Source organism: Streptomyces sp. RLB3-17, from assembly GCF_007113425.2.
GTDB classification, from domain to species: domain Bacteria; phylum Actinomycetota; class Actinomycetes; order Streptomycetales; family Streptomycetaceae; genus Streptomyces; species Streptomyces mirabilis_D.
Genome location: NZ_CP041610.2, coordinates 4,228,156 through 4,251,938 on the forward strand (window position 1 = coordinate 4,228,156; position 23,783 = coordinate 4,251,938).

The 23,783-nt window shown below is 68.6% G+C and carries 21 protein-coding genes; 3 read left to right on the forward strand and 18 right to left on the reverse strand.

The window, feature by feature from the left end; all coding sequences use genetic code 11:
* Positions 1–8: 8 nt before the first annotated feature.
* From FNV62_RS19440 to FNV62_RS19460, 5 genes are all read right to left on the reverse strand, one after another.
* Positions 9–542 carry a GNAT family N-acetyltransferase gene (locus tag FNV62_RS19440; protein ID WP_225900298.1) on the reverse strand — a complete coding sequence of 178 codons (534 nt, stop codon included), beginning with the start codon at positions 540–542 and terminating at the stop codon, positions 9–11.
* A gap of 50 nt (positions 543–592) precedes the next feature.
* Positions 593–1,864 (reverse strand): hypothetical protein, encoded by a 1,272-nt coding sequence (locus tag FNV62_RS19445; RefSeq protein ID WP_143655001.1) that lies wholly within the window; start codon positions 1,862–1,864, stop codon positions 593–595.
* Between the two features lie 123 nt (positions 1,865–1,987).
* The gene (locus tag FNV62_RS19450) at positions 1,988–2,398 is read right to left on the reverse strand and encodes an arsenate reductase ArsC (protein ID WP_060898519.1); all 411 of its coding nucleotides are present in this window, start codon (positions 2,396–2,398) and stop codon (positions 1,988–1,990) included.
* Positions 2,399–2,428: 30 nt separating this feature from the next.
* A complete protein-coding gene (locus FNV62_RS19455) occupies positions 2,429–3,169 on the reverse strand; it encodes an aquaporin (protein ID WP_143655002.1) in 741 nt (246 codons plus the stop codon).
* A complete protein-coding gene (locus tag FNV62_RS19460) occupies positions 3,166–3,543 on the reverse strand; it encodes an ArsR/SmtB family transcription factor (protein WP_097284706.1) in 378 nt (125 codons plus the stop codon). The genes FNV62_RS19455 and FNV62_RS19460 overlap by 4 nt, the downstream gene beginning before the upstream one ends.
* A gap of 104 nt (positions 3,544–3,647) precedes the next feature.
* Here FNV62_RS19460 and arsM point away from each other — a divergent pair, with 104 nt between their 5' ends.
* Positions 3,648–4,541, forward strand: a complete 894-nt coding sequence (arsM, locus tag FNV62_RS19465) for an arsenite methyltransferase (protein ID WP_144315454.1) — start codon at positions 3,648–3,650, stop codon at positions 4,539–4,541.
* 216 nt (positions 4,542–4,757) lie between these two features.
* Here the strand turns inward: arsM and FNV62_RS19470 are convergent, their stop codons facing one another.
* Entirely contained in the window at positions 4,758–5,387 is a 630-nt protein-coding gene (locus tag FNV62_RS19470) for a TetR/AcrR family transcriptional regulator (RefSeq protein WP_063818417.1), read from the reverse strand.
* A gap of 191 nt (positions 5,388–5,578) precedes the next feature.
* Here FNV62_RS19470 and FNV62_RS19475 point away from each other — a divergent pair, with 191 nt between their 5' ends.
* The gene (locus FNV62_RS19475; protein ID WP_143655004.1) at positions 5,579–7,225 is read left to right on the forward strand and encodes an MFS transporter; all 1,647 of its coding nucleotides are present in this window, start codon (positions 5,579–5,581) and stop codon (positions 7,223–7,225) included.
* Between the two features lie 194 nt (positions 7,226–7,419).
* Complete coding sequence (locus FNV62_RS19480; protein ID WP_143601626.1) at positions 7,420–8,322, forward strand: NmrA family NAD(P)-binding protein; 903 nt, start codon at positions 7,420–7,422, stop codon at positions 8,320–8,322.
* A 178-nt stretch (positions 8,323–8,500) separates the two neighbouring features.
* Here the strand turns inward: FNV62_RS19480 and FNV62_RS19485 are convergent, their stop codons facing one another.
* The 12 genes from FNV62_RS19485 to FNV62_RS19540 form a co-directional block, all read right to left on the reverse strand.
* On the reverse strand, positions 8,501–9,034 hold the full coding sequence (locus FNV62_RS19485) for a hypothetical protein (RefSeq protein WP_144315455.1): 534 nt from the start codon (positions 9,032–9,034) through the stop codon (positions 8,501–8,503).
* Between the two features lie 414 nt (positions 9,035–9,448).
* Complete coding sequence (locus FNV62_RS19490) at positions 9,449–10,675, reverse strand: PP2C family protein-serine/threonine phosphatase (protein ID WP_143613373.1); 1,227 nt, start codon at positions 10,673–10,675, stop codon at positions 9,449–9,451.
* 695 nt (positions 10,676–11,370) lie between these two features.
* Positions 11,371–11,556, reverse strand: coding sequence for a hypothetical protein (locus FNV62_RS19495; protein ID WP_143613374.1), 186 nt, complete (start codon positions 11,554–11,556; stop codon positions 11,371–11,373).
* Between the two features lies 1 nt (position 11,557).
* Entirely contained in the window at positions 11,558–13,528 is a 1,971-nt protein-coding gene (locus FNV62_RS19500; protein ID WP_143601629.1) for a TIGR03960 family B12-binding radical SAM protein, read from the reverse strand.
* An 81-nt stretch (positions 13,529–13,609) separates the two neighbouring features.
* Entirely contained in the window at positions 13,610–15,247 is a 1,638-nt protein-coding gene (locus FNV62_RS19505) for a CYTH and CHAD domain-containing protein (RefSeq protein WP_143601630.1), read from the reverse strand.
* 700 nt (positions 15,248–15,947) lie between these two features.
* A complete protein-coding gene (gene rodA, locus FNV62_RS19510; protein ID WP_060901955.1) occupies positions 15,948–17,144 on the reverse strand; it encodes a rod shape-determining protein RodA in 1,197 nt (398 codons plus the stop codon).
* Complete coding sequence (mrdA, locus tag FNV62_RS19515) at positions 17,141–19,402, reverse strand: penicillin-binding protein 2 (RefSeq protein ID WP_144315456.1); 2,262 nt, start codon at positions 19,400–19,402, stop codon at positions 17,141–17,143. Before mrdA ends, rodA begins: the two co-directional genes overlap by 4 nt.
* A 152-nt stretch (positions 19,403–19,554) precedes the next feature.
* Complete coding sequence (gene mreD, locus FNV62_RS19520) at positions 19,555–20,220, reverse strand: rod shape-determining protein MreD (RefSeq protein ID WP_097284717.1); 666 nt, start codon at positions 20,218–20,220, stop codon at positions 19,555–19,557.
* Between the two features lie 13 nt (positions 20,221–20,233).
* Complete coding sequence (gene mreC / locus FNV62_RS19525; RefSeq protein ID WP_054231902.1) at positions 20,234–21,172, reverse strand: rod shape-determining protein MreC; 939 nt, start codon at positions 21,170–21,172, stop codon at positions 20,234–20,236.
* 155 nt (positions 21,173–21,327) lie between these two features.
* Positions 21,328–22,347, reverse strand: coding sequence for a rod shape-determining protein (locus FNV62_RS19530; protein WP_037747701.1), 1,020 nt, complete (start codon positions 22,345–22,347; stop codon positions 21,328–21,330).
* Between the two features lie 450 nt (positions 22,348–22,797).
* Positions 22,798–23,211 (reverse strand): nucleoside-diphosphate kinase, encoded by a 414-nt coding sequence (gene ndk / locus FNV62_RS19535; RefSeq protein ID WP_054231901.1) that lies wholly within the window; start codon positions 23,209–23,211, stop codon positions 22,798–22,800.
* A gap of 213 nt (positions 23,212–23,424) precedes the next feature.
* On the reverse strand, positions 23,425–23,778 hold the full coding sequence (locus tag FNV62_RS19540; RefSeq protein WP_054231900.1) for a DUF4233 domain-containing protein: 354 nt from the start codon (positions 23,776–23,778) through the stop codon (positions 23,425–23,427).
* Positions 23,779–23,783: the final 5 nt, after the last annotated feature.

The following is a 23,783-nucleotide window of genomic DNA, read 5'->3' on the forward strand; positions in this document are numbered from 1 at the left end:
CCGGACGATCAGACATCGCCCTGGACGAGGGCATGCAGATGCTCGTCATGCCATCCGTCCGCGTGGAGCAGCGCGCTGCGCATGGTGCCTTCGAGGGAGTATCCGGCCTTGTCCGCCACACGGCAGGATGCCGGGTTGGACACCGAGTGACACAGCCGCAGGCGATGCAGGCCAAGGTCGTTCAGGGCCCACTCGCTGACGCGCTTCGTGGCCTCGACCACCACACCGCCCCCGCGCGCCGCGGGGAGGATCCAGTAGACGATCTCGGCGCTGCCGGCGCCGAGGTCGATGTCGCCCCACCCGATCAGTCCCACGGCCTCGCCCTCCGGTCGCGCGATGGCCCAGATCGCACTCAGCTCGGCCCGCCACCGCTCGTGCATGCGTTCAATCCTGCGGCGGGCGTCTTCTGGCGTCTCCACCAGCAGGCGATTCCACTGGCGAACCCCGGGATCCCGACTGGCGGCCACCAAGACGTCGGCGTCGGAGAGACGCCAGGGACGCAGCTCCAGGCCGCTTGGAAGGCCGAGCACCGGCTGGTCCATCCGGGCCATCTGCCCCGCCGGAACGACTGCTGGTATGCGTGAGCCGGAGATCATCGAGGCATCCTGCCACAGCCCTCGGACGAGGAACTGGGCACGTAGTGCGCGAGATAGGCGAGGAGCTCCGGATCGAGCTCGCCGGCCCGCTGCTTCTCGTGGATCGCGAGTGTGAGTCTCGCCTCGGCCAGGAACCGGTACGCGAAAATCTCGACGCTCGGCGCGGTCCAGAAGATCTCTCGGCGCGGCAGGACGATCTCGCCGTCGGGTCCGTACCTGAGGCCTGGCTCCACGGTGAAATCCCGGTCGGAGCAGACGACAGCGGCCTGCCCGCTGTGGTGCAGGTAGAGGTACCACATGATGCAGCTCTGCTGATCGCGAAAGAACAGCACCATGCGATCGGCCGGGTCGACGGGGCTGGGGAGCGGGCCGGTCACATCGGTCCAGGCACCGCCGCCCTCGCGGTCGAGGCATCGGTGCAGGTTGGCTCGGGTGATCAATGCCAAGAAGTCCGCGGGGAGCGAGAGGCCGTCTCTCGCCAGATCAGACGCGATCGGATCCGTCACGGCCGTGCGGTGGTCAAGCGGATCACCGATGTCGCCGAACCAGGCGAAGTCGCCGACGAAGGACTCTTCGTCCAAGGGCGGAACCATCTCAAGGGGATAGGCCTGAAACCATGCGAAAGTGCGCCCTTGCTCGTCGTACGGCCGGTAGGGGCCGATTCCGTGCCCGGCCCAGAAGGCCGGAAGGCGCACCGCAGCAGGGCCTTCGCCGATCCGACGGAATCCGTCCTCGGGGTGTGCATCCGCGGGGGGACGAGCCGCAAGGACGCGCGTCTTCGGGCTCGTCAGCGTCTGCGGTAGCCGGATGTCCGGCCGGCCGAGTTCGTCCACCGGCCGGACGTAACCGGGATCGTCCTCGGGCCGGGGCCGAGGTGCCGCTGGGACGTCCACTCGGAAGCCGTCACGTCGTTCCTCGGGCCACCGCGCGTCGATGGCAAGGGCCGCGGCCGTGCAGTCAGGGCATTCATCGCGGTGACCACCGCCCCACATGCCGAACTGGGAGCCCGTCATGTCCGGCTTCTCGATCCCGCAGAGCGTCTTGTGGAAGTAGCCATACGCGTGCCGGCCGGCATCCGGCAGCATGTCCGTCCACGCCGCTTCCCACCGGATTCCCCAGGGGCAGTGTCCGGGGCGGCTGATCTCATGGTCCGGAGTCCCGATCTGGGTCACCGCATAGCACCATGTGCAGACCCAGAGCTCGCGACGCCACCGCGACGGCGGACGATCCCACTTCACCATCTCGTGATCGCAGACGTCGCAGCGCATGGTGGAATCCTGCCTTCCCGATGAGAACCACGAGTCGTCGCCGCACGCACCGGGGAGATGGAAGAGGCCTTGGGCATGGGCACGACGGCCCTTGCCGCCGACCGCGAGTCGCTCCCCTCTCGATCAGCCGGCCAGTTCGGCCACCAGGCCGCGGATGCGCCGCTCGATCTCGTCTCGGATCGGGCGGACCGCGTCGACTCCCTGCCCGGCCGGATCGTCGAGCCGCCAATCCAGGTACCGCTTCCCGGGGAAGACCGGGCACGTGTCGCCGCACCCCATGGTGATCACGACGTCGGACGCCTGCACCGCTTCGACAGTCAGCACCTTCGGAGTCTCGGCGGAGATGTCGATGCCGACTTCCTTCATCGCGTCGACGACCGCCGGGTTGACCGTGTCGGCAGGGGTGGAGCCCGCCGAGCGGACTTCGACCCGATCGCCCGCGAAGTGCGTGAGGAACGCGGCGGCCATCTGGGAACGCCCGGCGTTGTGGACACAGACGAACAGCACGGACGGGCGCGGGGTGGCAGTGCTCATGGCAGCCGTCTTTCTGGGGAGGAGGTGGGCTCAGGAAGCGGACGGGGCGAGTTCGGGCTCACCGTGAGGGACGACGACGTCTGTCTCGGCGGGCGCCGGTCGGCCGAACACCACCGCCAGCAGGCCCAGGCCGACGGCGGCACCGACCAGTTGCGCGGCGATGAACGGGGCGACGGAAGCCGGGGCGATCCCCGCGAACGTGTCGGTGAAGGCCCGGCCGACCGTCACCGCCGGGTTCGCGAACGACGTGGAGGACGTGAACCAGTACGCGGCCCCGATGTAGGACGCCACCCCAGCTGAGGCGAGGTGGGCGCGATCCGTCCGGGTCAGGCCGAAGATCAGCAGGACGAGCCCGGCGGTTGCCACGATCTCGCCCAGCCACAGATGGCCGGCGGTGCGGTCGTGCGTGGACCACTTCACCAACGGTTCGGCGAACATCGCATCGGCCAGCACCGCACCGCCGATCGCACCCAGGGTCTGGGCGGGGACGTACACGGCTGCTTCGCGTGCGGTCATTCCGTCGCCGCTCCTGCGCCCCGTGAACCAGGCGGCCAGGGTGACGGCCGGATTGAAGTGGGCCCCCGACACCGGCCCGAACAACGTGATCAGCACGGCCAGGCCGAAGACGGTGGCGAGCGAGTTCGCGAGCAACTGCACGCCGACGTCCCGTGACAGCTCCGTCGCCTGGATGCCCGAGCCGACCACCACCGCGACCAGCGCGGCCGTCCCGACCAGCTCGGCCACCGCACGCCGGCCGAGCGAAGCGCTCACGCGGTCACCCCAACGGGCTCAGGAGTGGCCAGGAACGCGCCCAGCCGGTCCAGCACGCCGGGCAGCACCCAGTAGTAGACCCAGGTCCCACGACGCTCGCAGTCGATGAGTCCGGCCTGCCGGAGCAGCTTGAGATGGTGGGAGATCGTCGGTTGCGACAGCTCGAACGCGGGCGTCAGCTCGCACACGCACACCTCGCCGCCCTCCCGCGAAGCGATCATCGAGAGCAGCCGCAGCCGGACCGGGTCACCCAGCGCCTTGAACGCCTTCGCCAGTTCGACGGCCTGGTCCTCGGCCAGCGGGGCGGAGACCAGTCCCTGGCAGCAGGCGCCGTCCGCGTCCTGGCCGAGCACCTCAAGCTCTTGTTTCGACATGCCTCTATGTTGACGTTCTTCGATACAAGACGCAAGGTTGCATCAATGAACGTCAATACAAGCCGTTCCGGGTCCTGCCATGCCCCGTCATCCAGGAGTCAGCCATGAGCGAGCAGTCCACCGAACTGCGCGAGACCGTCCGACAGCGGTACGCCGCCGCGGCCGTGAAGGTGACCGAGGGTGGCACCGCGTGTTGCGGGCCGCAGCCGGTCGAGGTCGACGAGAACTTCGGCTCCACCCTCTACGCCGTCGCCGAGCGCGACGCCCTGCCCGCCGAAGCCGTCGCCGCCTCTCTGGGCTGCGGCAACCCGACCGCCGTGGCCGATCTCCACGAGGGCGAACGCGTCCTGGACCTCGGCTCCGGCGGCGGCATCGACGTCCTGCTCTCCGCCCGCCGCGTCGGCCCCACGGGCAGGGCGTACGGCCTCGACATGACCGACGAGATGCTCGCCCTGGCCCTCACCAACGCGAAGAAGGCGGGCGCGACGAACGTCGAGTTCCTCAAGGGCACCATCGAGGCGATCCCGCTCCCCGCGGGCACCATCGACGTGGTGATCTCCAACTGTGTGATCAACCTGTCGACCGACAAGGCGGCGGTCTTCGCCGAGACGTTCCGCGTCCTGACGCCCAACGGCCGCATCGGCGTCTCGGACGTGGTCGCCGACGACGCCCTCTCCCCCGCCCAGCGCGCCGAGCGCGGCGACTACGTCGGTTGCATCGCGGGCGCCCTGTCGTTCACCGAGTACCGCGAAGGCCTTGAGGCGGCAGGGTTCGTGAACATCGAGATCACCCCCACGCACCCCGTGGCCGACGGCATGCACTCCGCCATCATCCGCGCCACCAAGCCCCGGACCGAGCCGCGGGCATCCCGGACGACCGAACCGGCCGATGCGTGCTGCGGCGTCAACGCCTGCTGCACACCCGCCGAGACCTCCGCGGACCCCGACGTCACCGTCACAGAGGCCAAGACGGCATCCGGCTGCGGCTGCCAGAACTGACCCGGACAGCCTTGAGGCCCCTCCCGATCGAGAGGGGCCTCAAGCTCGTACGGGCCACTTCTGAAGGTACGGGCCACTTCTGAAGGCTCGACAGGGTCAGGGTCAGGCCCACTCAACCTCTCAGTGGATGCGTGAGGAGCCCTCAACGCTCGGCAGGGGCGTCCAGGCAGTCCCCCTGCTACCGCCGAGGTCTCCATGTGTACGGCTCCGTTGCCGTCACCTTCTGCCGTCAGGACCCGCCGGCTCCCGGTCAATCCGTGCGTTGCTGCGGTCGGACTGGCCGGTGCCGTTCTCGGTGAGAGCCGTGCGCGCGGCCTGCAGCAGTTCTTCGGAGAGCGGGTTGCCCCGGGTGGCGCGGGCGAGGACGAGGGCACCGACCATGGTGCAGAGCTGGGCCATGCCGTCGTCGTCGCCGGTGGCCAGTCGAGCGGCGCGGTTGCGTACCCCGTTGATGTAGACCTGCTGGGAGCGGGCGGCCTGGTCGGGGTCGCGCCCCAGGTCGGCGGCGAATCCGGACACGGGGCAGCCGTCCCCGGCGTGATCGCGGTGCCAGATCGAGAGGTAGTTCTCGATCAGCGTCCGGCGGGCGGCCTCGTGCTCCCCGGTGTGTTCATCAAGCGTCACCGGCGAGTGCGCCGTCGGGTTCTCGAAGGCGTGGGCGATGGCCTTGTCGACCAAGTCCTCCTTGGAGGCGAACTGCTTGTAGAACGCGCCATGGGTGAGCCCAACGGCTTTCATCAGGTCGGCGATGCTGACCACAGTGCCCTTCTCGCGGAACATCCGGGAGGCGGTGGCCACGACGTGTTGCCGGTTCTCCTGCGCTTGCGCCTTGGACACGCGGCCCACGGAATCACTCTCCTCAGATGGATGTCACTTGTCATCTATCCTAACGTGTGTTTAGTTAGAGTGCGACATCTATTTGGGGTCGACGAGAGCACCCGGCTGGTCAAGCAGGGTCTTGTGCCGCTCCCACCGTCTGAGGCCGACAGCCTCCGCCCCCGCATTCGCCGTACCACCGACAGCACTGGAGCCCCACTGTGGCATCACCACCCACGCCCACCGAGTCCTCGACGCCCGCGGAGTCCACGCCACCCGTGCCGCCCGCCCGGCGACGAACCGTTTCCGAGGCGGTCCACCGCCGGCGCTGGGCCATCCTGACCGTGCTCTGTTTCAGCCTCTTGGTGGTGATGCTGGACAACTCGATCCTCAACGTGGCCACCAAGACCATCGCCCAGCCCGCTCCCACCGGACTCGGCTCCACCCAGAGCCAGCTGGAGTGGGCGATCAACTCCTACACGCTGGTCTTCGCCGGACTGCTCTTCACTGCGGGTCTGCTCGGTGACCGGCTCGGCCGGAAGAAGGTGCTGCTTTTCGGCATGCTGGTGTTCGGTGCGGGATCCGCGCTGTCGGCGCTGTCGGACTCCTCCGGGCAGCTCATCACCTTCCGCGCTGTGATGGGCTTCGGCGGCGCCTTCATCCTGCCCGCCACCCTCGCGATCATCATGAACGTCTTCGAGCGCGATGAGCAGCCCAAGGCCATCGGCATCTGGACCAGTGTGGTCGGTTTCGCCATCGCCCTCGGCCCCATTACCGGCGGCATCCTGCTGCAGCACTTCTGGTGGGGCTCGGTCTTCCTGGTCAACGTGCCCATCGTGGTCGTCGCGGCGCTCGCGATGGTGGCGATCGTCCCCGACTCGAAGAACCCCAAGCCCGGCAAGCTCGACCCGGTCGGCGTCGTGCTCTCGATCCTGGCACTGGTCTCGCTGATCTACGGCATCATCAAGGGCGGCCAGGAGGGCGGCTTCACCGGGGCCCAGTCCTGGGGCCCGATCGTTGCCGGCCTGGCGGTCCTCGGGGTCTTCGTCGTCTACGAGCGCAGCAGCGACCATCCGGCCCTCGACGTCACATGGTTCCGCAATCGGCGGTTCTCCGCGTCCGTCGCCGCCATCGGCCTGGTCTTCTTCGCTCTCACCGGCGTTACGTTCTTCAGCGTCTTCTACAACCAGAGCGTTCGGGGCTACAGCGTCCTGCAGTCCGGTCTGCTCGTGCTGCCGCTGGCCGCCTCCCAGATGTTCTTCGCCCCGCGGGCCCGGCTGGTCGTCAACCGCTTCGGTGCCCGAGCCGTGTGCGCCACCGGCCTCGTCCTGACCGCCGTGGCCTTCGCCGGCTTCCTGCTGCTCGGCCAGGACACTCCCATCTGGGTGCTGGAGGTGCTGTTCTTCCTGATGGGTACGGGGATGGCGCATGTGATGCCGCCCGCCACCGTCATGATCATGTCGTCGTTGCCGCGTGAGAAGGCCGGCTCTGGATCCGCGGTCAACAACACCTTCCGGCAGGTCGGTGGGGCCTTGGGGGTCGCCGTTCTGGGGGCGTTGCTGTCCGCCACCTACCGCAGCGGCATCGACGACCACCTGGGCGTGCTGCCCGCCTCCGACCGGCAGGCCGCAGGTGAATCTGTCGAGGCGACCCTGTCCGTTGCCGAGAAGCTGGGACCGGCCGGCAAGGCGCTGGTGCAGCCCGCGCACGACGCCTTCATCCATGCCATGCACATCACCGCAATAGGGTCGGCTGCCGTCGCCCTGGTCGGCGCGGTCGTCGTGCTTCTCTTCCTGCCGCGCAAGGCCGCCGCCGTGGTCGCCGGCGGTGTTGAGCCCGAACGCCAGACCGTAGGGGCCCAAGGGTGATCACGACACATCTCCGCGAGACACCGGAGGCGACCGCCTGGCGGGGACGCCCCACCGAGAGCCCTGGAGACCCCTGTGAAATCGCCACCCGGATCAGCGGTGACACCGCCATGCCAACGCATTGCTGACAGCTCCACTGGCGCCCTGAACACGCCTCACCTCAGATATTCCCTTACTCCGAAGGAGATCGACTGATGATTGCCAACAACCTTGTTCTTATCCCCGGTGCCGGTGGCGTGGGCCGCACCGTCTTCGAGCACCTGCGTGCTCAGGATGTGCCGGTGCGTTTCATGGTCCGTCGCGAGGACGAGCGTGCGGCTGAGCTGCGGGCGCTCGGCGCGGAGGTCGTCATCGGTGACCTGACCCGGCCCGAGACGGTGGCGGCCGCACTGCAAGGCGTGGCGCGGATGTACTTCGCGATGCGCGTGTCGCCGGACCACCTGCTGGCGGCGACGGTGGTGGCCTCCGTCGCGAGGGAGTACGGGAAGCTGGAGGCCCTGGTCGGCCTGTCGCAGATGACGGTGTCCGAGATGACCGCCACCAGCACCGAGGAGTCGCACCAGCAGCGGCTGCACTGGCTGGCGGAGGAGGTACTGAACTGGTCCGGCCTGCCCGTGGTGCACATCCGACCCACGGCGTTCCTGGACACTCCGCTGTTCACCGCGATGGCGGCGCGGTCGATTCAGGAGAACGGCACGATCGCGCTGCCCTTCGGCACCGGACGCACCTCGCCGGTCGCCGTGGACGACGTCGCCCGGGCCGTTGCCACCGTGCTCCGCGATCCGGCTCAGCACATCGGGCAGGTCTACGAGCTGACCGGGCCGCGCTCGGTCGACATGACGGAGCTGGCCGCGGAATTCTCTCGGGCGCTGGGCCGTCCCGTGTCCTACGTGGACGTGCCGCCGGAGAGGTGGGAGGCACAGCTCCCGAAGCTGGGGATGCCGCCCCACCTCGAACAGCACGTCGCCACCATGGCCCAGCTGCACCGGGACAACCGTTATGACCGCACGACCGACGGCGTCCAGCGCGTGACGGGCATCCCCGCCCAGTCGATCGAGGCGTTCGTGGCCGCACGCAGGGACTTCTACCTGGGCTGAGCCGCGTCCGACAGCTGAGGGAGAGCGCGATGTGCAGCTGACCTGCCTCGCCTAAGGGGACTCCGCCGGCCGCGCTGCATGGGGCAACCTCCCTCCGTACCTCGGACTTCTCTGGCGGCCCGGCTGCAGTCGGGGAGGTTGCTGTACTTCTCTGCTGTATCGGGCACCAGCAAGTGGTCTACCGCGGCAGGTAGTCCGTGCTTACCGTGATCGCTCCTAGGAGCTGGTATCCGCACGTCTTCGCTCCCGCCAGGAGGGTGCCGGCGTAGAACCCATGCGTCGCGCCGGAGGGGTAGTCGACGGTCATCTCCAACGTGTGGGTGGTAAAGCCGGGGAGATTCCCGAGGACAGCGTCACCGCTGACCCACTGGGCGGTGGACGACTGGGTCGCCGGGTGCCAAGTCATGATCAAGTGATGCCACGACCCACCATTGAACTTCCACCAGACGGTGGGCGCCGTGCCCTTGCGGTTACTCGGCGGCACCATCTGGTAATCGAAGAACACCCCGGAAAGCGGTGCCGATTTGGCGTTGCGCACGGTGGTGTAGGTGACCAGGTTCTGTCCGGCCTTCGTGGAGGTTGGCATCTTCGACAGGTTGCCGGAACCGGTGATCTCGCCGTATGCGCAGGTCGGTTTGGAACTGACGGAAGCCGCCGCTGCTGTCTGGACTGTGCCGGGAGGCATGGTCAGCACGCTGACCCCTGCGGCCACGGCTGTGAGTCCCCACCTGAAAAGCCTCATGAATCCTCCGCTTCACGCCGTGCCATCACGAGCGTGAGCAGATCGTACGACCCTCAACTACGGCGCCAGAAAGAACCCTGCACCGATCCAACAGCCCTGCGCACACGGCTTCGGAGGCCCCTTCGCCTCATACGCAACGTGCTGGTCACGGGGCTGCGCTACCCGCTCAACGGCTACTTGTCCACGCATAGGCCACGGGGGAGGACAACCGCCTTGTAAGTTCGATCCGAGCTCGCTTCGGCTGCTGTAGTCGACTGGTGCGACGGCCTGACAGGGTTGTTGGTGTACGCCTCCGTCCGGCGTCGTTGATGTCAGCCGTGGATGTCAGAACTCGATGAGAAAGGACGGCCAGTAGGTACGGGATCGGGTCTGACGCGCGGGCGCTCAGTCAAGGACCGCGAGGTGGTCGGCGGCGCCTCCGTGCCACTCGATCATGAAGAGGGTGGCGTCGTCGCTGGTGCGCCCGCTCCGTTCCCTCTTCAGCGTGTGGGAGAGCCGGCGCAGATCCGCCCGCAGCCCGTGCGACGGCTCCTTCCCCAGGCGGTTCACGCACCGGATGAGGCGTCCCTCGCCGAACTGCTCCCCGCCGTTGACGATTTCCTCGATGATGCCGTCGGTGTAGCACAGCACCCGGTCGCCTTGCTGGAGCGTGTGCTCTCTGACCTGGGGCATCTCACCGCCGAAGCCGACGGGCAGCGTCGTCGCGGTCTCCAGTTGCCGCACAACCCGGCCGTCGCGGATCAGCAGCGGCGCGGGGTGGCCCGCGTTGACCAGTTCCAGCTCACCGGTGGCGATGTTCACATGCATCAGCTGCGCCGTGACGAAGTGGTCGGACCCGAACTGCCGCGAGATGGCATCGTCCATGACCGCGTACTTCTCGGCCAGGCTGACGAAGACGCGCCGGGCATGACGGTAGGCGCCGATGGCCACGGTCGCCATCACGGCGGCGTCCAGTCCGTGGCCCATCGCGTCGATCACGGCCGCGTGCAGGATGTTGTCGTTGAGGGCGTAGTCGAAGCTGTCACCGGCGGCGCGGTAGGCGGGCTCCAGGATGCCTGCCACCTCGACCTGCGGCACGGACATCGCCGTCGGCGGCAGCAGGCTCCACTGGATCTCCGCGGACACGCTCATCGGCTCACGGCGCCGGGCCTGGAAGAACTGGTCGGTGTAGGCGCCCTTGGTGACCAGCATGTCGGCCACCAAGCCGGAGAGCCGACTCAGCAGCCGCCGGACGTCGTAATCGACGGCGTCCAGGGTGAGGGCCATCACGCCCACCGTGTCGCTGCCGTCCAGCAGCGGCAGGTACATCCGGACGCCCGAGGGGGTCTGCGGCACCTCGACGACTTGCCCGCGCAGGAAGGCCCGGCCGGCAAGGGAATCAACGATCGGCTCGGGCTGGCTGACGTGCAGTTTCTTGCCCGGCAGCGGCACCAGCAGCTCCTGCGCGTAGTCCTGGAGCAGGATGGAGACGTCATGACCTCCGATCCTGCCCACCTCCTCCGCGACCAGCGGGGCGATCAGCTGCGGCGGCAGCAGCCGTGCCCTGTCCAGGAGCACACCGAGCAGCCGCTCGCCAAAACCCTCCGACCGATCCACGCTCTCCTCGCCCATGGCCGGTATGCCACCGCCTTCCTGCCACCGCCCCGGTCACCGCCTGCGTACAACGTGACCGGGAACGCCCCCCGATCGGCTCATTACGCCAAGCGCGGCATGTCGGCCCACGTCACCAGGGACTAAGAGACTGGCCCGCCGCCTCCAGCCCACCACTCACCCCAGCGCCCATCCCGTCCGCCTTCGACCCACACTCCGTGGAGCGGGCGTGGTCCAGGGCGTCAAGGTGGAGCGCGCCACCGTACGAACGACCTTGACGCCCTGGGCCGCGACTGCTCGGCTCTGCCTGGGTCGAAGGTGGACGGGATGGGCGCCCACAACGCTCACCACCATTCGGCCGGCACTCACGAACGGCACCCCGACCATCCCGGAGTCTGAGCGCCCCCGCCGGAGGCATGTCTTGTGCCTTCCGTTTCCCTTCGTCCAGGATCTCTCGCTCTAGTTGCGCGACCGGCGTAGCCGGGGCCCAGAGCGGGGCGAAGACAGGAGCGCAGGGCCCCGGCGGTGAGCCGGGGAGCGCGTGACGAGCGGAGCGAGGAGCCTTGACGACGTAGAGCAACTCGTAACTCAGCCACGTAAGGCACCCCACAGCGCCAAGCCCATGGACTCCCGCGCCGACGAAAGCCAGTGAGCCCCCTTCCCAGTCAGGAAAGGGGGCTCACTGCCACACAGTGGCGGACAAGGCGCTACGGACCTCAGACCCACTCCACCTCGGAAACGATGTGCAGCGAAACCTCAGGGCCCGGCAGCGGCGTCCGAAAGGGCGCCGACGACGCCGTCGGACGAGGGACCGAAACACCGGCCGCAGCCAGCGCAGCCGCCACCTCGTCCTCGCTCATCCCCGCCAGCGCCTCAATCACCCGATCGAGTGCCCCGCTCACGTCAGTGAGAGTGACCGCTCGATGCCGGCGTGGGACCTGCGTTCTTGACCGTCAGCGGCAGCAGCTTCTTGCCCGTCGGGCCGATCTGGATGCTGGTGTCCATCTGCGGGCAGACGCCGCAGTCGAAGCACGGGGTCCAGCGGCAGTCCTCGACCTCCGTCTCGTCGAGGGCGTCCTGCCAGTCCTCCCAGAGCCAGTCCTTGTCGAGGCCGGAGTCGAGGTGGTCCCAGGGAAGGACCTCCTCGTAGGTCTTCTCGCGGGTCGTGTACCAGTCGACGTCCACGCCGAAGGCCGGGAGGGTCTTCTCGGCGCAGGCCATCCAGCGGTCGTACGAGAAGTGCTCGCGCCAGCCGTCGAAGCGGCCGCCGTCCTCGTAGACCGCGCGGATCACGGCGCCGATGCGGCGGTCACCGCGGGAGAGCAGGCCCTCGACGATGCCGGGCTTGCCGTCGTGGTAGCGGAAGCCGATGGAGCGGCCGTACTTCTTGTCGCCGCGGATCTTGTCGCGGAGCTTCTCCAGGCGGGCGTCCGTCTCCTCGGCGGAGAGCTGGGGCGCCCACTGGAAGGGGGTGTGCGGCTTGGGGACGAAGCCGCCGATCGACACCGTGCAGCGGATGTCGTTCTGGCCGGAGACCTTGCGGCCCTCGGCGATCACGTTCATCGCCATGTCGGCGATCTGCAGGACGTCCTCGTCCGTCTCCGTCGGCAGGCCGCACATGAAGTACAGCTTCACCTGCCGCCAGCCGTTGCCGTACGCCGTGGAGACGGTCCGGATGAGGTCCTCCTCCGAGACCATCTTGTTGATGACCTTGCGCATGCGCTCGGAGCCGCCCTCCGGCGCGAAGGTCAGACCGGAGCGACGGCCGTTCCTCGTCAGCTCGTTCGCCAGGTCGACGTTGAAGGCGTCCACACGGGTCGAGGGGAGGGACAGGCCGATCTTGTCCTCCTCGTAGCGGTCCGCCAGGCCCTTGGCGATGTCACCGATCTCCGAGTGGTCGGCGGAGGAGAGGGACAGCAGGCCGACCTCCTCGAAGCCCGTCGCCTTCAGGCCCTTCTCCACCATCTCGCCGATGCCCGTGATCGAGCGCTCGCGCACCGGACGGGTGATCATGCCCGCCTGGCAGAAGCGGCAGCCGCGCGTACAGCCGCGGAAGATCTCCACCGACATCCGCTCGTGGACCGTCTCGGCCAGCGGGACCAGCGGCTGCTTGGGGTACGGCCACTCGTCGAGGTCCATGACCGTGTGCTTGGACACACGCCACGGGACACCCGACTTGTTGGGCACGACACGGGCGATACGGCCGTCGGAGAGGTACTCGACGTCGTAGAACGCCGGGATGTAGACGTTGCCCGTCTTCGCCAGGCGGAAGAGGACCTCCTCGCGGCCGCCTGGGCGGCCCTCCGCCTTCCAGGCCCGGATGATCTCCGTCATGTCGAGCACGGCCTGCTCGCCGTCACCGATGATCGCCGCGTCGATGAAGTCGGCGATCGGCTCGGGGTTGAACGCCGCGTGGCCGCCGGCCAGGACGATCGGGTCGTCGAGCGTACGGTCCTTGGACTCCAGCGGGATTCCGGCCAGGTCCAGGGCCGTCAGCATGTTCGTGTAGCCCAGCTCCGTGGAGAAGGACAGACCGAAGACGTCGAAGGCCTTCACCGGGCGGTGACTGTCCACCGTGAACTGGGGGACCCGGTGCTCGCGCATCAGCTCCTCCAGGTCCGGCCAGACGCTGTAGGTGCGCTCGGCGAGGACGCCCTCGCGCTCGTTCAGCACCTCGTAAAGGATCATGACGCCCTGGTTGGGCAGCCCGACCTCGTACGCGTCCGGGTACATCAGCGCCCAGCGGACGTCACAGGCGTCCCAGGCCTTGACCGTGGAGTTGAGCTCGCCGCCGACGTACTGGATCGGCTTCTGCACATGCGGGAGCAGAGCTTCGAGCTGTGGAAACACCGATACAGCGGCTTCGGCAGGCATCTCGCGAACCTTCGTGAGCTGGGAGGTACAGACAGGGTTGACCATCCAGCCTAACGCGGCCGCGGCCGGCCCCCGTACGCCTCAGACGGCGCCCTTGTCCTCGATCGCCTCCCACTCCCCCGGCAGCTCCGCCTCCACGGCCGCCGCACGCTGCTCCGCGCGGCCGTACAGCACCCCGTACGTGAACGCGTTCTCGCCCGCCTCGTGCGCCTCCGTCGCCAGCTCCCGCAGGGCCCCGCGGACCATCACGCTGTCCTGGTGGTCGCCCAGCAGCGTCTGCAGGGACTTCATCGACTTGACCAGGTCGGCGGCGGGATCGCCGAGGGCGGGGGTGGCCGCCTCGGCCGCGTAGCGCGTGCGCTTGGCCTTCTTGCGGGCGTCGTGCATCGCGAGGTCGCGCTCGGAGCCGGACGGCAGTTCCAGGGCCTCGCCGACCAGGTCGGCGACCTTCTCGAAGTCCTTCCGTACGGCCTTGGCGATCACCTTCTCGGGCTTCTTCGAGGCCGCCTCCCGCAGGGGCGGGCCGGCCACCAGGGTGTCCAGGGTCGTCAGCAGGTCCAGGTAGCGCTTGCCGTCCAGTACGGCGATCAGGTGCTGCCGGGAGCCGGAGCGGCGGGCCCCCGACCAGGTGCTCAGACGGGCCTGGACGGGGCCCGTGACCAGGTCGGACGGGAGGTCGTCGAGCGCCGTCGTCAGGTGCTCGGTGAGGACCTCCTGGTCGCGGTCGACGCCCAGCTCGGCGGCGAGCCACTTCAGCTCGACGCCGATCGGGTCGGTGACGGTGCGGTCGAGGATCTTGCCGTACGAGCGGAAGGTGCTGCGGAGGCGGCGGGTGGCGACGCGCATACGGTGCACGGAGTCGGGCACGTCGCGGCGGACGGCGGGGTCGAGCTCGACGATCGCGTCGCGTTGGGCGCGAGCGTAGGTGAGGATGTGGTCGCCTGCGGTGCGCGGGGTCGAATCGGGGGGTTCGGGCTTCGCGGCCTTCGTCGTCGCCTTCGACACGTCAGCGACCTTGCCGGTCGTCCCGGCCTTGCCTGCCTTCCCCGGCTTGCCCGCCGTCTCCGCCTTGCCTGCCTTCTCTGCCTTCTCTGCCTTCTCCGGCTTGCGGGGGGCCGTGTCGTCGAGGGCCTTGGCCAGTTTGGACGCGGAGGCGGAGCGTTTGATGCCGGCCTTGCGGAGTTTCTTCTCGACCTTGTCGAGGAAGGCCGGATCGCCGTCGTCGGCGAGTTCCACCTCGATCTCGGTCCATTCCGCGCTGCCCGCACCGCCGCTGAGGCGCTCCGCGCGGACGCGGTCGACGCTCACCTCGGCCAGGAGGGTGCCGGAGGCGTCGACGAGGTGGCGGATGTCTCGGGCCGACAGGAGACGTACGACGGGGACCAGTTCGGCCTCGCGGATGCGGGAGCGGACGAGGGCGGTCAGGTCTTCGGGGACGGTGTCGGAGAGCGGGGCGCGGATTTCGTCGCGGACGCCCTCGGAAACGGGGAGTTTGAGGTGCCAGCCCGCGTCGTCGCCGCCGGTGCGGCGGCGGAGGGTGAGGGAGGCGGTGGCGAGCCGCTGGTCGGCCGTGTCGTAGTAGGTGGCGTCCAGTTCGGCCACGCCCTTGTCGATGACGCCTGAGACTCCTGGGACGTCGGTCAGGTCCGGGAGTGGCGCGTCGCCGCCGGCCGGGGGACCCTCGTACTTTCGCTCGATTTCGCGCTTGGTGTCCGCCATGAACTGAATCTAGTGGCTGTCGGGCCGGGATGGCAGTACCAGCCCCTTCCAGGACCTCCGGGAACGACCGGATCTCGCCCCCGCCGCCCCTACCCGTCCCATCCCCAGGGGCTGCGCCCCTTCAACCCCCGCCGGGGACTACGCCCCCGAACCCCCCGCGGGGCTCCGCCCCTGCACCCCACCAGGGGCTACGCCCCCTGCACCCCGCCAAGCTCCGCCCCCACACCCCACCGGGAGCCGCCGCCCCTTGCACCCCCCAGGGCTCCGCCCTTGGACCCCAGCGGGACTCCGCCCCCGACCCCCACCCTGGCCTGTGGACGCAGGCCGGGCGGGATGGGCGGGGTGGGGTGGGTGGGGCACGGGCTGAACGGCCTCGTCCTCAAACGCCGGACGCGCGAGGTGCGCTGACGGAGGGGCCGGATCGGACACACCCCTCGAACACCGGCCGCCCAAGGCCTTCAGGGGCGCGAGGAACTGCGCGACCAACCCCCACCGGGCCGCACCCGAACACCAACCGGAGCCAGGGGCGAAGCCCCGGTTCAGGGGCGCGGGGAACTGCGCGACCAACCCCCACCGGGCCGCACCCGAAAACCAGCCGGGGCCGGGGCGCAGCCCCGGTTCAGGGGCGCGAGGAACTGCGCGACCAACCCCCACCGGGCCGCACCCGAAGACGCACCCCTCCCGCCCAACCGCCGGAGGCCTACGCCGACATGGGGCGCTGGACTCTGATCGACTGCAACAACCCCACCGCCACCCACACCGCGAACATCGACGAACCGCCGTAGGAGACGAAGGGCAGGGGAAGGCCCGCGACCGGCATGATGCCCAGGGTCATGCCGATGTTCTCGAAGGCCTGGAAGGCGAACCAGGCGATGATGCCGGCGGCGACGATCGTGCCGTACAGCTCGGTGGTCTCGCGGGCGATGCGGCAGGCCCGCCACAGGACGACGCCCAGCAGGAGCAGGATCAGGCCGGCGCCCACGAAGCCCAGTTCCTCGCCCGCGACCGTGAAGACGAAGTCCGTCTGCTGTTCCGGGACGAACTGGCCCGTGGTCTGGGAGCCGTGGCCCAGGCCCGTGCCGAAGAGGCCGCCGGAGCCGATGGCGATACGGGCCTGGTTGGTGTTGTAGCCGACGCCCGCCGGGTCGAGGTCGGGGTTGGCGAAGGCGGCGAAGCGGTTGATCTGGTACTCGTCGAGGATCTTGAGCTGCCAGATCGCCACCGCGCCCAGCGCACCGGCGCCGAGCAGACCGAACACCCAGCGGTTGGAGGCGCCGGAGGCGAGCAGCACGCCGAGCACGATGATGACCGCGACCATGATCGTGCCCAGGTCGGGCATGAGCATCACGATCATCATCGGGACGGCCGCGAGGCCCAGCGCCTGCAGCACCGTGCGGTGGTCGGGGTACTGCTTGTCGCCCGCGTCCACCCGGGTGGCCAACAGCATCGCCATGCCCAGGATGATCGTGATCTTGATGAACTCGGCGGGCTGGAGCGACAGACCGCCCGCGACGAGCCAGTTGCGCTGGCCGTTGATCGTCGCGCCGAGCGGGGTCAGCACCAGCAGGATCATGAAGACCGAGAGGCCGTACAGGATCGGAACCGCCGTACGCAGGGTGCGGTGGCCCAGCCAGATCGTGCCGACCATCAGGCCGAAGCCGATGCCGGTGTTCATGAGGTGGCGGATGAGGAAGTAGTACGGGTCGCCCTGGTTGATCTCGGTGCGGTTGCGGGTCGCCGAGTAGACGAGGGCCGAGCCGATCAGGGAGAGCGCCATGGCCGAGAGCAGTATCGGCCAGTCGAGGCGGCGGGCCAGGGAGTCACGGGCCAACAGCCGTGATATTCCGCCGCGGGCGGGGCCGTAGCCGGAGACGGAGAAGTTGTTCGCTCCGGTCATGTCAGGATCCTCGTCCCCCGCCGCTTCTTCGGACGGTCCGTACGCCTTCGGGTGTTCCGGTTACTGGCCGTCGGGGACGGCGTGGTGCCCGCGGGCAGCTGCTGGTCGGTGGCTCCGGGCGAGGGCGACTCGCTGGCCTGGAGGTCCTTGACGGGGTCCTTGGAGATCTCCGGGGTGTCGATCGAACCGTCCGTCTGGATCTTCGGGAGGCCCTTCTGGGGGGTGGGGAGAAGGGCCTTCGAGTTGTCGATGGAACCGTCGGCCTGGACGCCGTACAGCGCGTTGTAGATGTTGCGCACGGCCTCACCGGAGGCGCCGGAACCCGTACCGGCCTGGGCGATGGTCATGACGACCGTGTAGTCCTTGGTGTACGTGGCGAACCAGGACGTGGTCTGCTTGCCGTAGACCTCGGCGGTACCGGTCTTGGCGTGCAGCGTGATCTTGTCCTGCGGCCAGCCGCCGAACTTCCAGGCGGCGGTACCACGGGTGACGACGCCTTCGAGGGCCGAGTTCATGCCCTTGAGCGTGGCCTCGCTGATCGGCAGCCTGCCCTTGACCTTGGGCTTGATGTCCTGGACGGTCTTGCCGTCGGCGCTGACGATCGCCTTGCCGATGGTCGGCGCGTGGATGGTGCCGCCGTTGGCGAGCGCCCCGTAGATCATGGCCTCCTGGATCGGGGTGACGAGGGTGTCGCCCTGACCGATGGAGTAGTTGATCTCGTCACCCTCGCGCATCTTGTTGCCCTCGAGGCAGTTCTCGTACGCGATCTTCTGGACGTAGTCGCCGTCCTTCTTGCCGGACTTGCACCAGACGTCCTTGTTGGCCTTCCAGTAGCTCTGCTTCCACTGGCGGTCCGGGACGCGGCCGGTGACCTCGTTGGGCAGGTCGACGCCGGTCTCCTTGCCGAGGCCGAACTGGTGGGCGGCCTTGAAGAAGTAGTCCTTCGGCTCCCCCTTCTTGGGGTTGATGCCGCCGTCCTTCTTCCACTCGTTGTCCGCGAGGCCGTAGAAGACGGTGTCGCACGAGACCTCGAGGGCCCGGCCGAGCGAGATGGGGCCGAAGTTCTCGCCCTCGAAGTTCTTGAAGACCTGGCCGCCCACCGAGTACGAGCTGGTGCAGGGGTAGCCGCCGTCCCACTCGTAGCCGGCCTCGACCGCGGCGGCCGTGGAGACCACCTTGAAGGTCGAACCGGGCGCGGACTGACCCTGTATGGCCCTGTTGAGCAGCGGGTAGTCGGAGTTCTTCCCGGTGAGGGCCTTGTAGTCCTTGGCGGAGATGCCGCCGACCCAGGCGTTCGGGTCGTACGTCGGGGCGGACGCCATGGCGACGATCCGGCCGGTCTTGGCCTCCATCACCACGACGGCGCCCGAGTCGGCCTTGTAGTTCTCGCCGGTGATCTTGTCGAACTGCTGGCGGGCGGTCTTCATCGCCGTGTCCAGCTCGTACTCGGCGACCCGCTGGACGCGGGAGTCGATGCTGGTGACGAGGTTGGAGCCGGACTGGGCCGCGTCGCTCTTGGCCTTGCCGATCACGCGGCCGAGGTTGTCGACCTCGTAACGGGTGACGCCGGCCTTGCCACGCAACTCCTTGTCGTACTGGCGCTCGAGGCCGGAGCGGCCGACCTGGTCGGAGCGGAGGTAGGGCGAGCTGCTGTCCTTGGCCTGGGTGATCTCGGCGTCCGTGACGGGCGAGAGATAGCCGAGGACCTGAGCGGTGTTGGCCTTGCCGGGGGCGGCGTAGCGGCGTACGGCCTCGGGCTCGGCGCTGATGCCGGGGAAGTCCTCGGAGCGCTCACGGATCTGTAGGGCCTGCTTGGCGGTGGCCTCGTCGGTGATGGGGATGGGCTGGTACGGGGAGCCGTTCCAGCACGGCTGCGGCGTCTTCGCGTCACACAGCCGGACCTTCTGGATGACGTCCTCGGGCTTCATGTCCAGCACGCCGGCCAGCTTCGTCAGAACCGCCTTGCCGTCGTCCTTCATCTTCAGCAGGTCGGTGCGCGAGGCGGAGACCACGAGCCGGGTCTCGTTGTCGGCGATCGGCACCCCGCGCGCGTCGAGGATCGAGCCGCGTACGGCGGGCTGGACGACCTGCTGGACGTGGTTGCCGGAGGCTTCCTTGGCGTACTCCTGGCCGTTGCGGATCTGGAGGTACCAGAGGCGGCCGCCGAGGGTGCCGAGGAGGGAGAGCACGAGGATCTGGATGACGACGAGCCGGATCTGTACCCGTGGGGTCCTGCCGGTCTCGGGAATGTTGGTCACTGGTGCTGCCTCCCCCTCTCAGAGTGGGTACGGGACACGGGCGCGCGAGCCGTGCGCGTACGGGGCGCCACATGCGTACGAGTCATACAGGTCATACGAGTACACGGCGAACCTGGGGGACTTGACCCCGGGGTCGGTCAACCGACGTGCGCTCACAGGCGCTTGACCCCCTTGATGCGCCCCGCACGGGCGACGCGGGCGCGGGCGGCCCTGACCCGGTGGCCGCGCTGGCTGCCGATGCGCAGGCCGGTGCCGGAGGCCAGCCAGCCCGAGGAGACGTCGGCGGCCTTGGGACTGTTGGAATCGGCGAGCGCATTGCCCTCGGAGCGCCGGGCCAGGGCCATCAGCCCCGGGACCACGAACGGCGCGAGCAGCAGGTCGTACAGGGCGGCCGTGAACAGCAGGCTGCCCAGGCCCACATGGCGGGCGGCGGTGTCACCGACGAGGGCGCCGACACCGGCGTACAGCAGGGTGGAGCCGACCGCGGCGGCGACGACCACGGCCATCGGGCCGGTCGCCGACTTGAGCTGGCCGTTGTCCGGCTTCGCCAGCCCCGCGAGATAGCCGATGACGCACAGCACGAGGGCGTAGCGCCCGGCGGCGTGGTCGGCGGGCGGGGCGAGGTCGGCGAGCAGGCCGGCGGCGAAGCCGATGAGGGCGCCGCCGACATGGCCGTAGACCATGGCGAGGGCCAGCACGGTGAGCAGGACGAGGTCCGGGACGGCACCCGGGAGATGGAGACGGGCGAGGACGCTCACCTGGACCACCAGGGCGACCACCACCAGGGTGGCGGAGAGCAGCATCCGATTGAAACGCATGGGGATTCAGCTCCTACGGCGTCTGGCCGGTGACGGGCGCGGACGCCGAGGGGGTGACCGTCACGGTCACGGTCGGCGTGGGCGTCGGTTTGGGCTTGGCCGGCAGCACCGTGTCACGCGGGTCCTTGCGGGGGGCCTCCACGACGACACCGACGATGTCGAGCTTCGAGAACGCGACGTACGGCGTGACGTAGATCGTGCGGGTCAGGTCGCCGCCTGACGGGTCGACACGGGAGACCACGCCGACCGGGACGCCGGGCACGAAGGGCTTGTCGGCCTGCGAGCCGAAGGTGACCAGCCGGTCCCCCTTCTTGATCTTCGCCTTGCCGTTGAGCATCTCCACCCGCAGCGGGCGGTCGCCCTGACCGGAGGCGAAGCCGAGCTCGTCGCTGGACTCCATCCGCGTACCGACGGTGAAATCGGGGTCGTTGGCGAGCAGCACCGTGGCGGTGTCCGGACCGACGGTGGTCACGCGGCCGACGAGTCCGTCGCCGTTCAGGACCGTCATGTCGCGCTGGATGCCGTCCTTGCTGCCGACGTCGATGGTCACGGTCCAGGAGAAGCCCTGGGCGGCTCCTATGGCGATGACCTCGGCGCCCTTGATGCCGTACTGCCCGGCGCCGGCCATCTTCAGCATCTTGTCGAGCTGGTTCAGACGGCTGCGATTGCGGTCGTCGCTGCCGAGCTTGGCCTTCAGCGCCGTGTTGTCGTGCTGGAGTTGGGCGATGCGATCGTGCCGGTTGTCCGAGTCGCGGACCGCGGCGATCGCGTTGCCGACGGGGTTGACCGCGGAGGACACCCCGTTCTCGATCGGGCCGAAGGCCGCCGCGGCGGCTTGGCGGGCACCCTGGACCGGTGAGTCCTGTCCGCCACGGATGTCCACCGTGATCAGAGCGAACGCGATGGCGATCAGCAGCACCAGGAGCAGCCGGCTCTCTCGTGTGTCCCTCACGTGCGGCGGCCGTGCCTTCCTCGTCGGTGTCAACAGGAACGCACCCCGAGCGAGTGCTGACGCCCAAGGGTGTTATGGGGGAGCTTATGCCTCGATATCAACGATCCGCCGTACGAGAAGCGATCATCCCGTTACGGCGGAATCGAAGAGTTACCTCATCTGCGCGGCTGGGCGTCCAGAACCTGCTGGAGCGCCTCGAATTCCTCGACACACTTGCCGGACCCGAGCGCCACGCTGTCCAGCGGATCCTCGGCGATGTGGATCGGCATACCGGTCTCGCGGCGCAGGCGCTCGTCGAGCCCACGCAGCAGCGCACCGCCGCCCGTCAGAACGATTCCGCGGTCCATCACGTCACCCGAAAGCTCCGGCGGGCACTTGTCGAGCGTCGTCTTCACGGCGTCGACGATCGCGTTGACCGGTTCCTCGATCGCCTTGCGGACCTCGGCCGCGGAGATGACAACGGTCTTGGGCAGCCCGGAGACGAGATCCCGGCCGCGGATTTCGGTGTGCTCGTCGTTGTCCAGGTCGTACGCCGAACCGATCGTGATCTTGATCTGTTCGGCGGTGCGCTCACCGAGGAGGAGGCTGTACTCCTTCTTGATGTGCTGGATGATCGCATTGTCCAACTCGTCGCCCGCGACGCGGATGGACTGGGCGGTGACGATGCCACCGAGCGAGATGACCGCGACCTCCGTGGTGCCGCCGCCGATGTCCACCACCATGTTGCCCGTGGCCTCGTGGACCGGCAGGCCTGAGCCGATGGCCGCGGCCATGGGCTCCTCGATGATGTGCACCTGGCGGGCGCCGGCCTGGGACGACGCCTCGATGACGGCACGGCGCTCGACACCCGTGATGCCCGAGGGCACACAGACGACGACACGGGGACGGGCGAGATAGCGCCGCTTGTGGATCTTCAGGATGAAATAGCGGAGCATGCGCTCGGTGATCTCGAAGTCGGCGATGACACCGTCCTTCAGCGGGCGCACGGCAACGATGTTGCCGGGGGTCCGCCCGATCATCTTCTTCGCCTCCGCGCCGACCGCGAGGATGCCACCGGTGTTGGTGTTGATCGCGACGACGGACGGCTCGTTGAGTACGATCCCGCGACCCCTGACGTACACCAGCGTGTTGGCGGTCCCGAGGTCGACAGCCATGTCACGGCCGATGAACGACATTGAGTTCCCCATCAGGATTCGTCTGGCCTTCCCAAGCGGAGCTTTGACGGCTTTTTAGGAACGGCGAGGTGGGTGCAGTGACGTGAAGGTCTCCATCGTAGACGCGCCCGCACGAACACTGCGCGAGGGTCTTCGCCATTGTCAGCATGCGTGGCGTCCCCCCGCTTGTGGAGACGACCCAACGGGGGCACGCGTTCCCCCGATCGGCACGCATATGCCGCGGGACGGCCGGAATTTCCACGGCCGTCCCCGGTCGGACATCAGGCTGGGGACGCAAGTCCTTTACAAGCCTTTGCAAGCCGTTACAAGAACATCTTGGAATCGTGATGTCTGGGCGGGTCTGCCGCGACGTGGACGCGACCTGGACCTGACTTGGACCTGGCTCGGAAGCGACTTGGAAGCGACTCGGCTGCGACTTGGGCGCAGCTCGGACGCGACTGCGAGGAGGGGTCAGACGCGGCCGGGGAAGAAGATCTTCAGCTCGCGCTCGGCGGACTCCTCGGAGTCGGAGGCGTGGATCAGGTTCTCGCGGACGATCACACCGTAGTCGCCGCGGATGGAACCGGGGGCGGCGGCGATGGGGTCGGTGGGGCCGGCGAGCGCGCGCACGCCCTCGATGACCCGCTCGCCCTCGACGACCAGCGCCACGACCGGGCCGGACGCCATGAACTCCACCAGCGGCTCGTAGAACGGCTTGCCCTTGTGCTCGCCGTAGTGCTGCTCCAGCGTGTCCTGGTCCAGCGTGCGCAGCTCCAGCGCGGTGATCTGCCAGCCGGCCTTGCGCTCGATGCGGCTGATGATCTCGCCGGTCAGGCCGCGACGGACGGCGTCGGGCTTGAGGAGGACGAGGGTGCGCTGGCTCACGGTGGTGGCTCCTTCAGGTCACAAGTGTGCGGGTGACCGAGGCTACAGGGCGTGTCTGGGTGGGTGTCACGCAGAGTCAGGTGGACGGGGTTCTTCGGGGCTCTACGGGGTTCTACGACTACGGGCCCCGCGCTCCTTGTCAGGGGCGCGGGGAACTGCGCACTCTTTCGGGGGTCTGGGGGCGGAGCCCCCGGGCGGCGGGGGCGAAGCAGCCTACGCCGGGTTCCCGCCCGCCTCCGCCTGCGCAGCGAACCGTGCCTTGGCCTCGTCGATCTTCCGCCCGTAGTGCACCGAAGCCCACCACAGCGCGGCGAAGATCGCCCCCAGGAAGAACATCGACCCCACGACGAATCCGCTGGCGATCAGCGCGATCTGCAGGGCCCAGCCGAGCTGGACGCCCCCGGGCCGGGTGATCATCCCGCAGAGCAGCACACTCACCGCCATGAAGATCCCGCTGACCGTCCACACCGTGGCCATGGACAGATCGGGATCCTTCATGGCGACGAGCCCGGCGAAGCCGATGACGAAGAACTCGCCGATCAGAGTGGAAGCACAGAGCGTACGCACAGCGG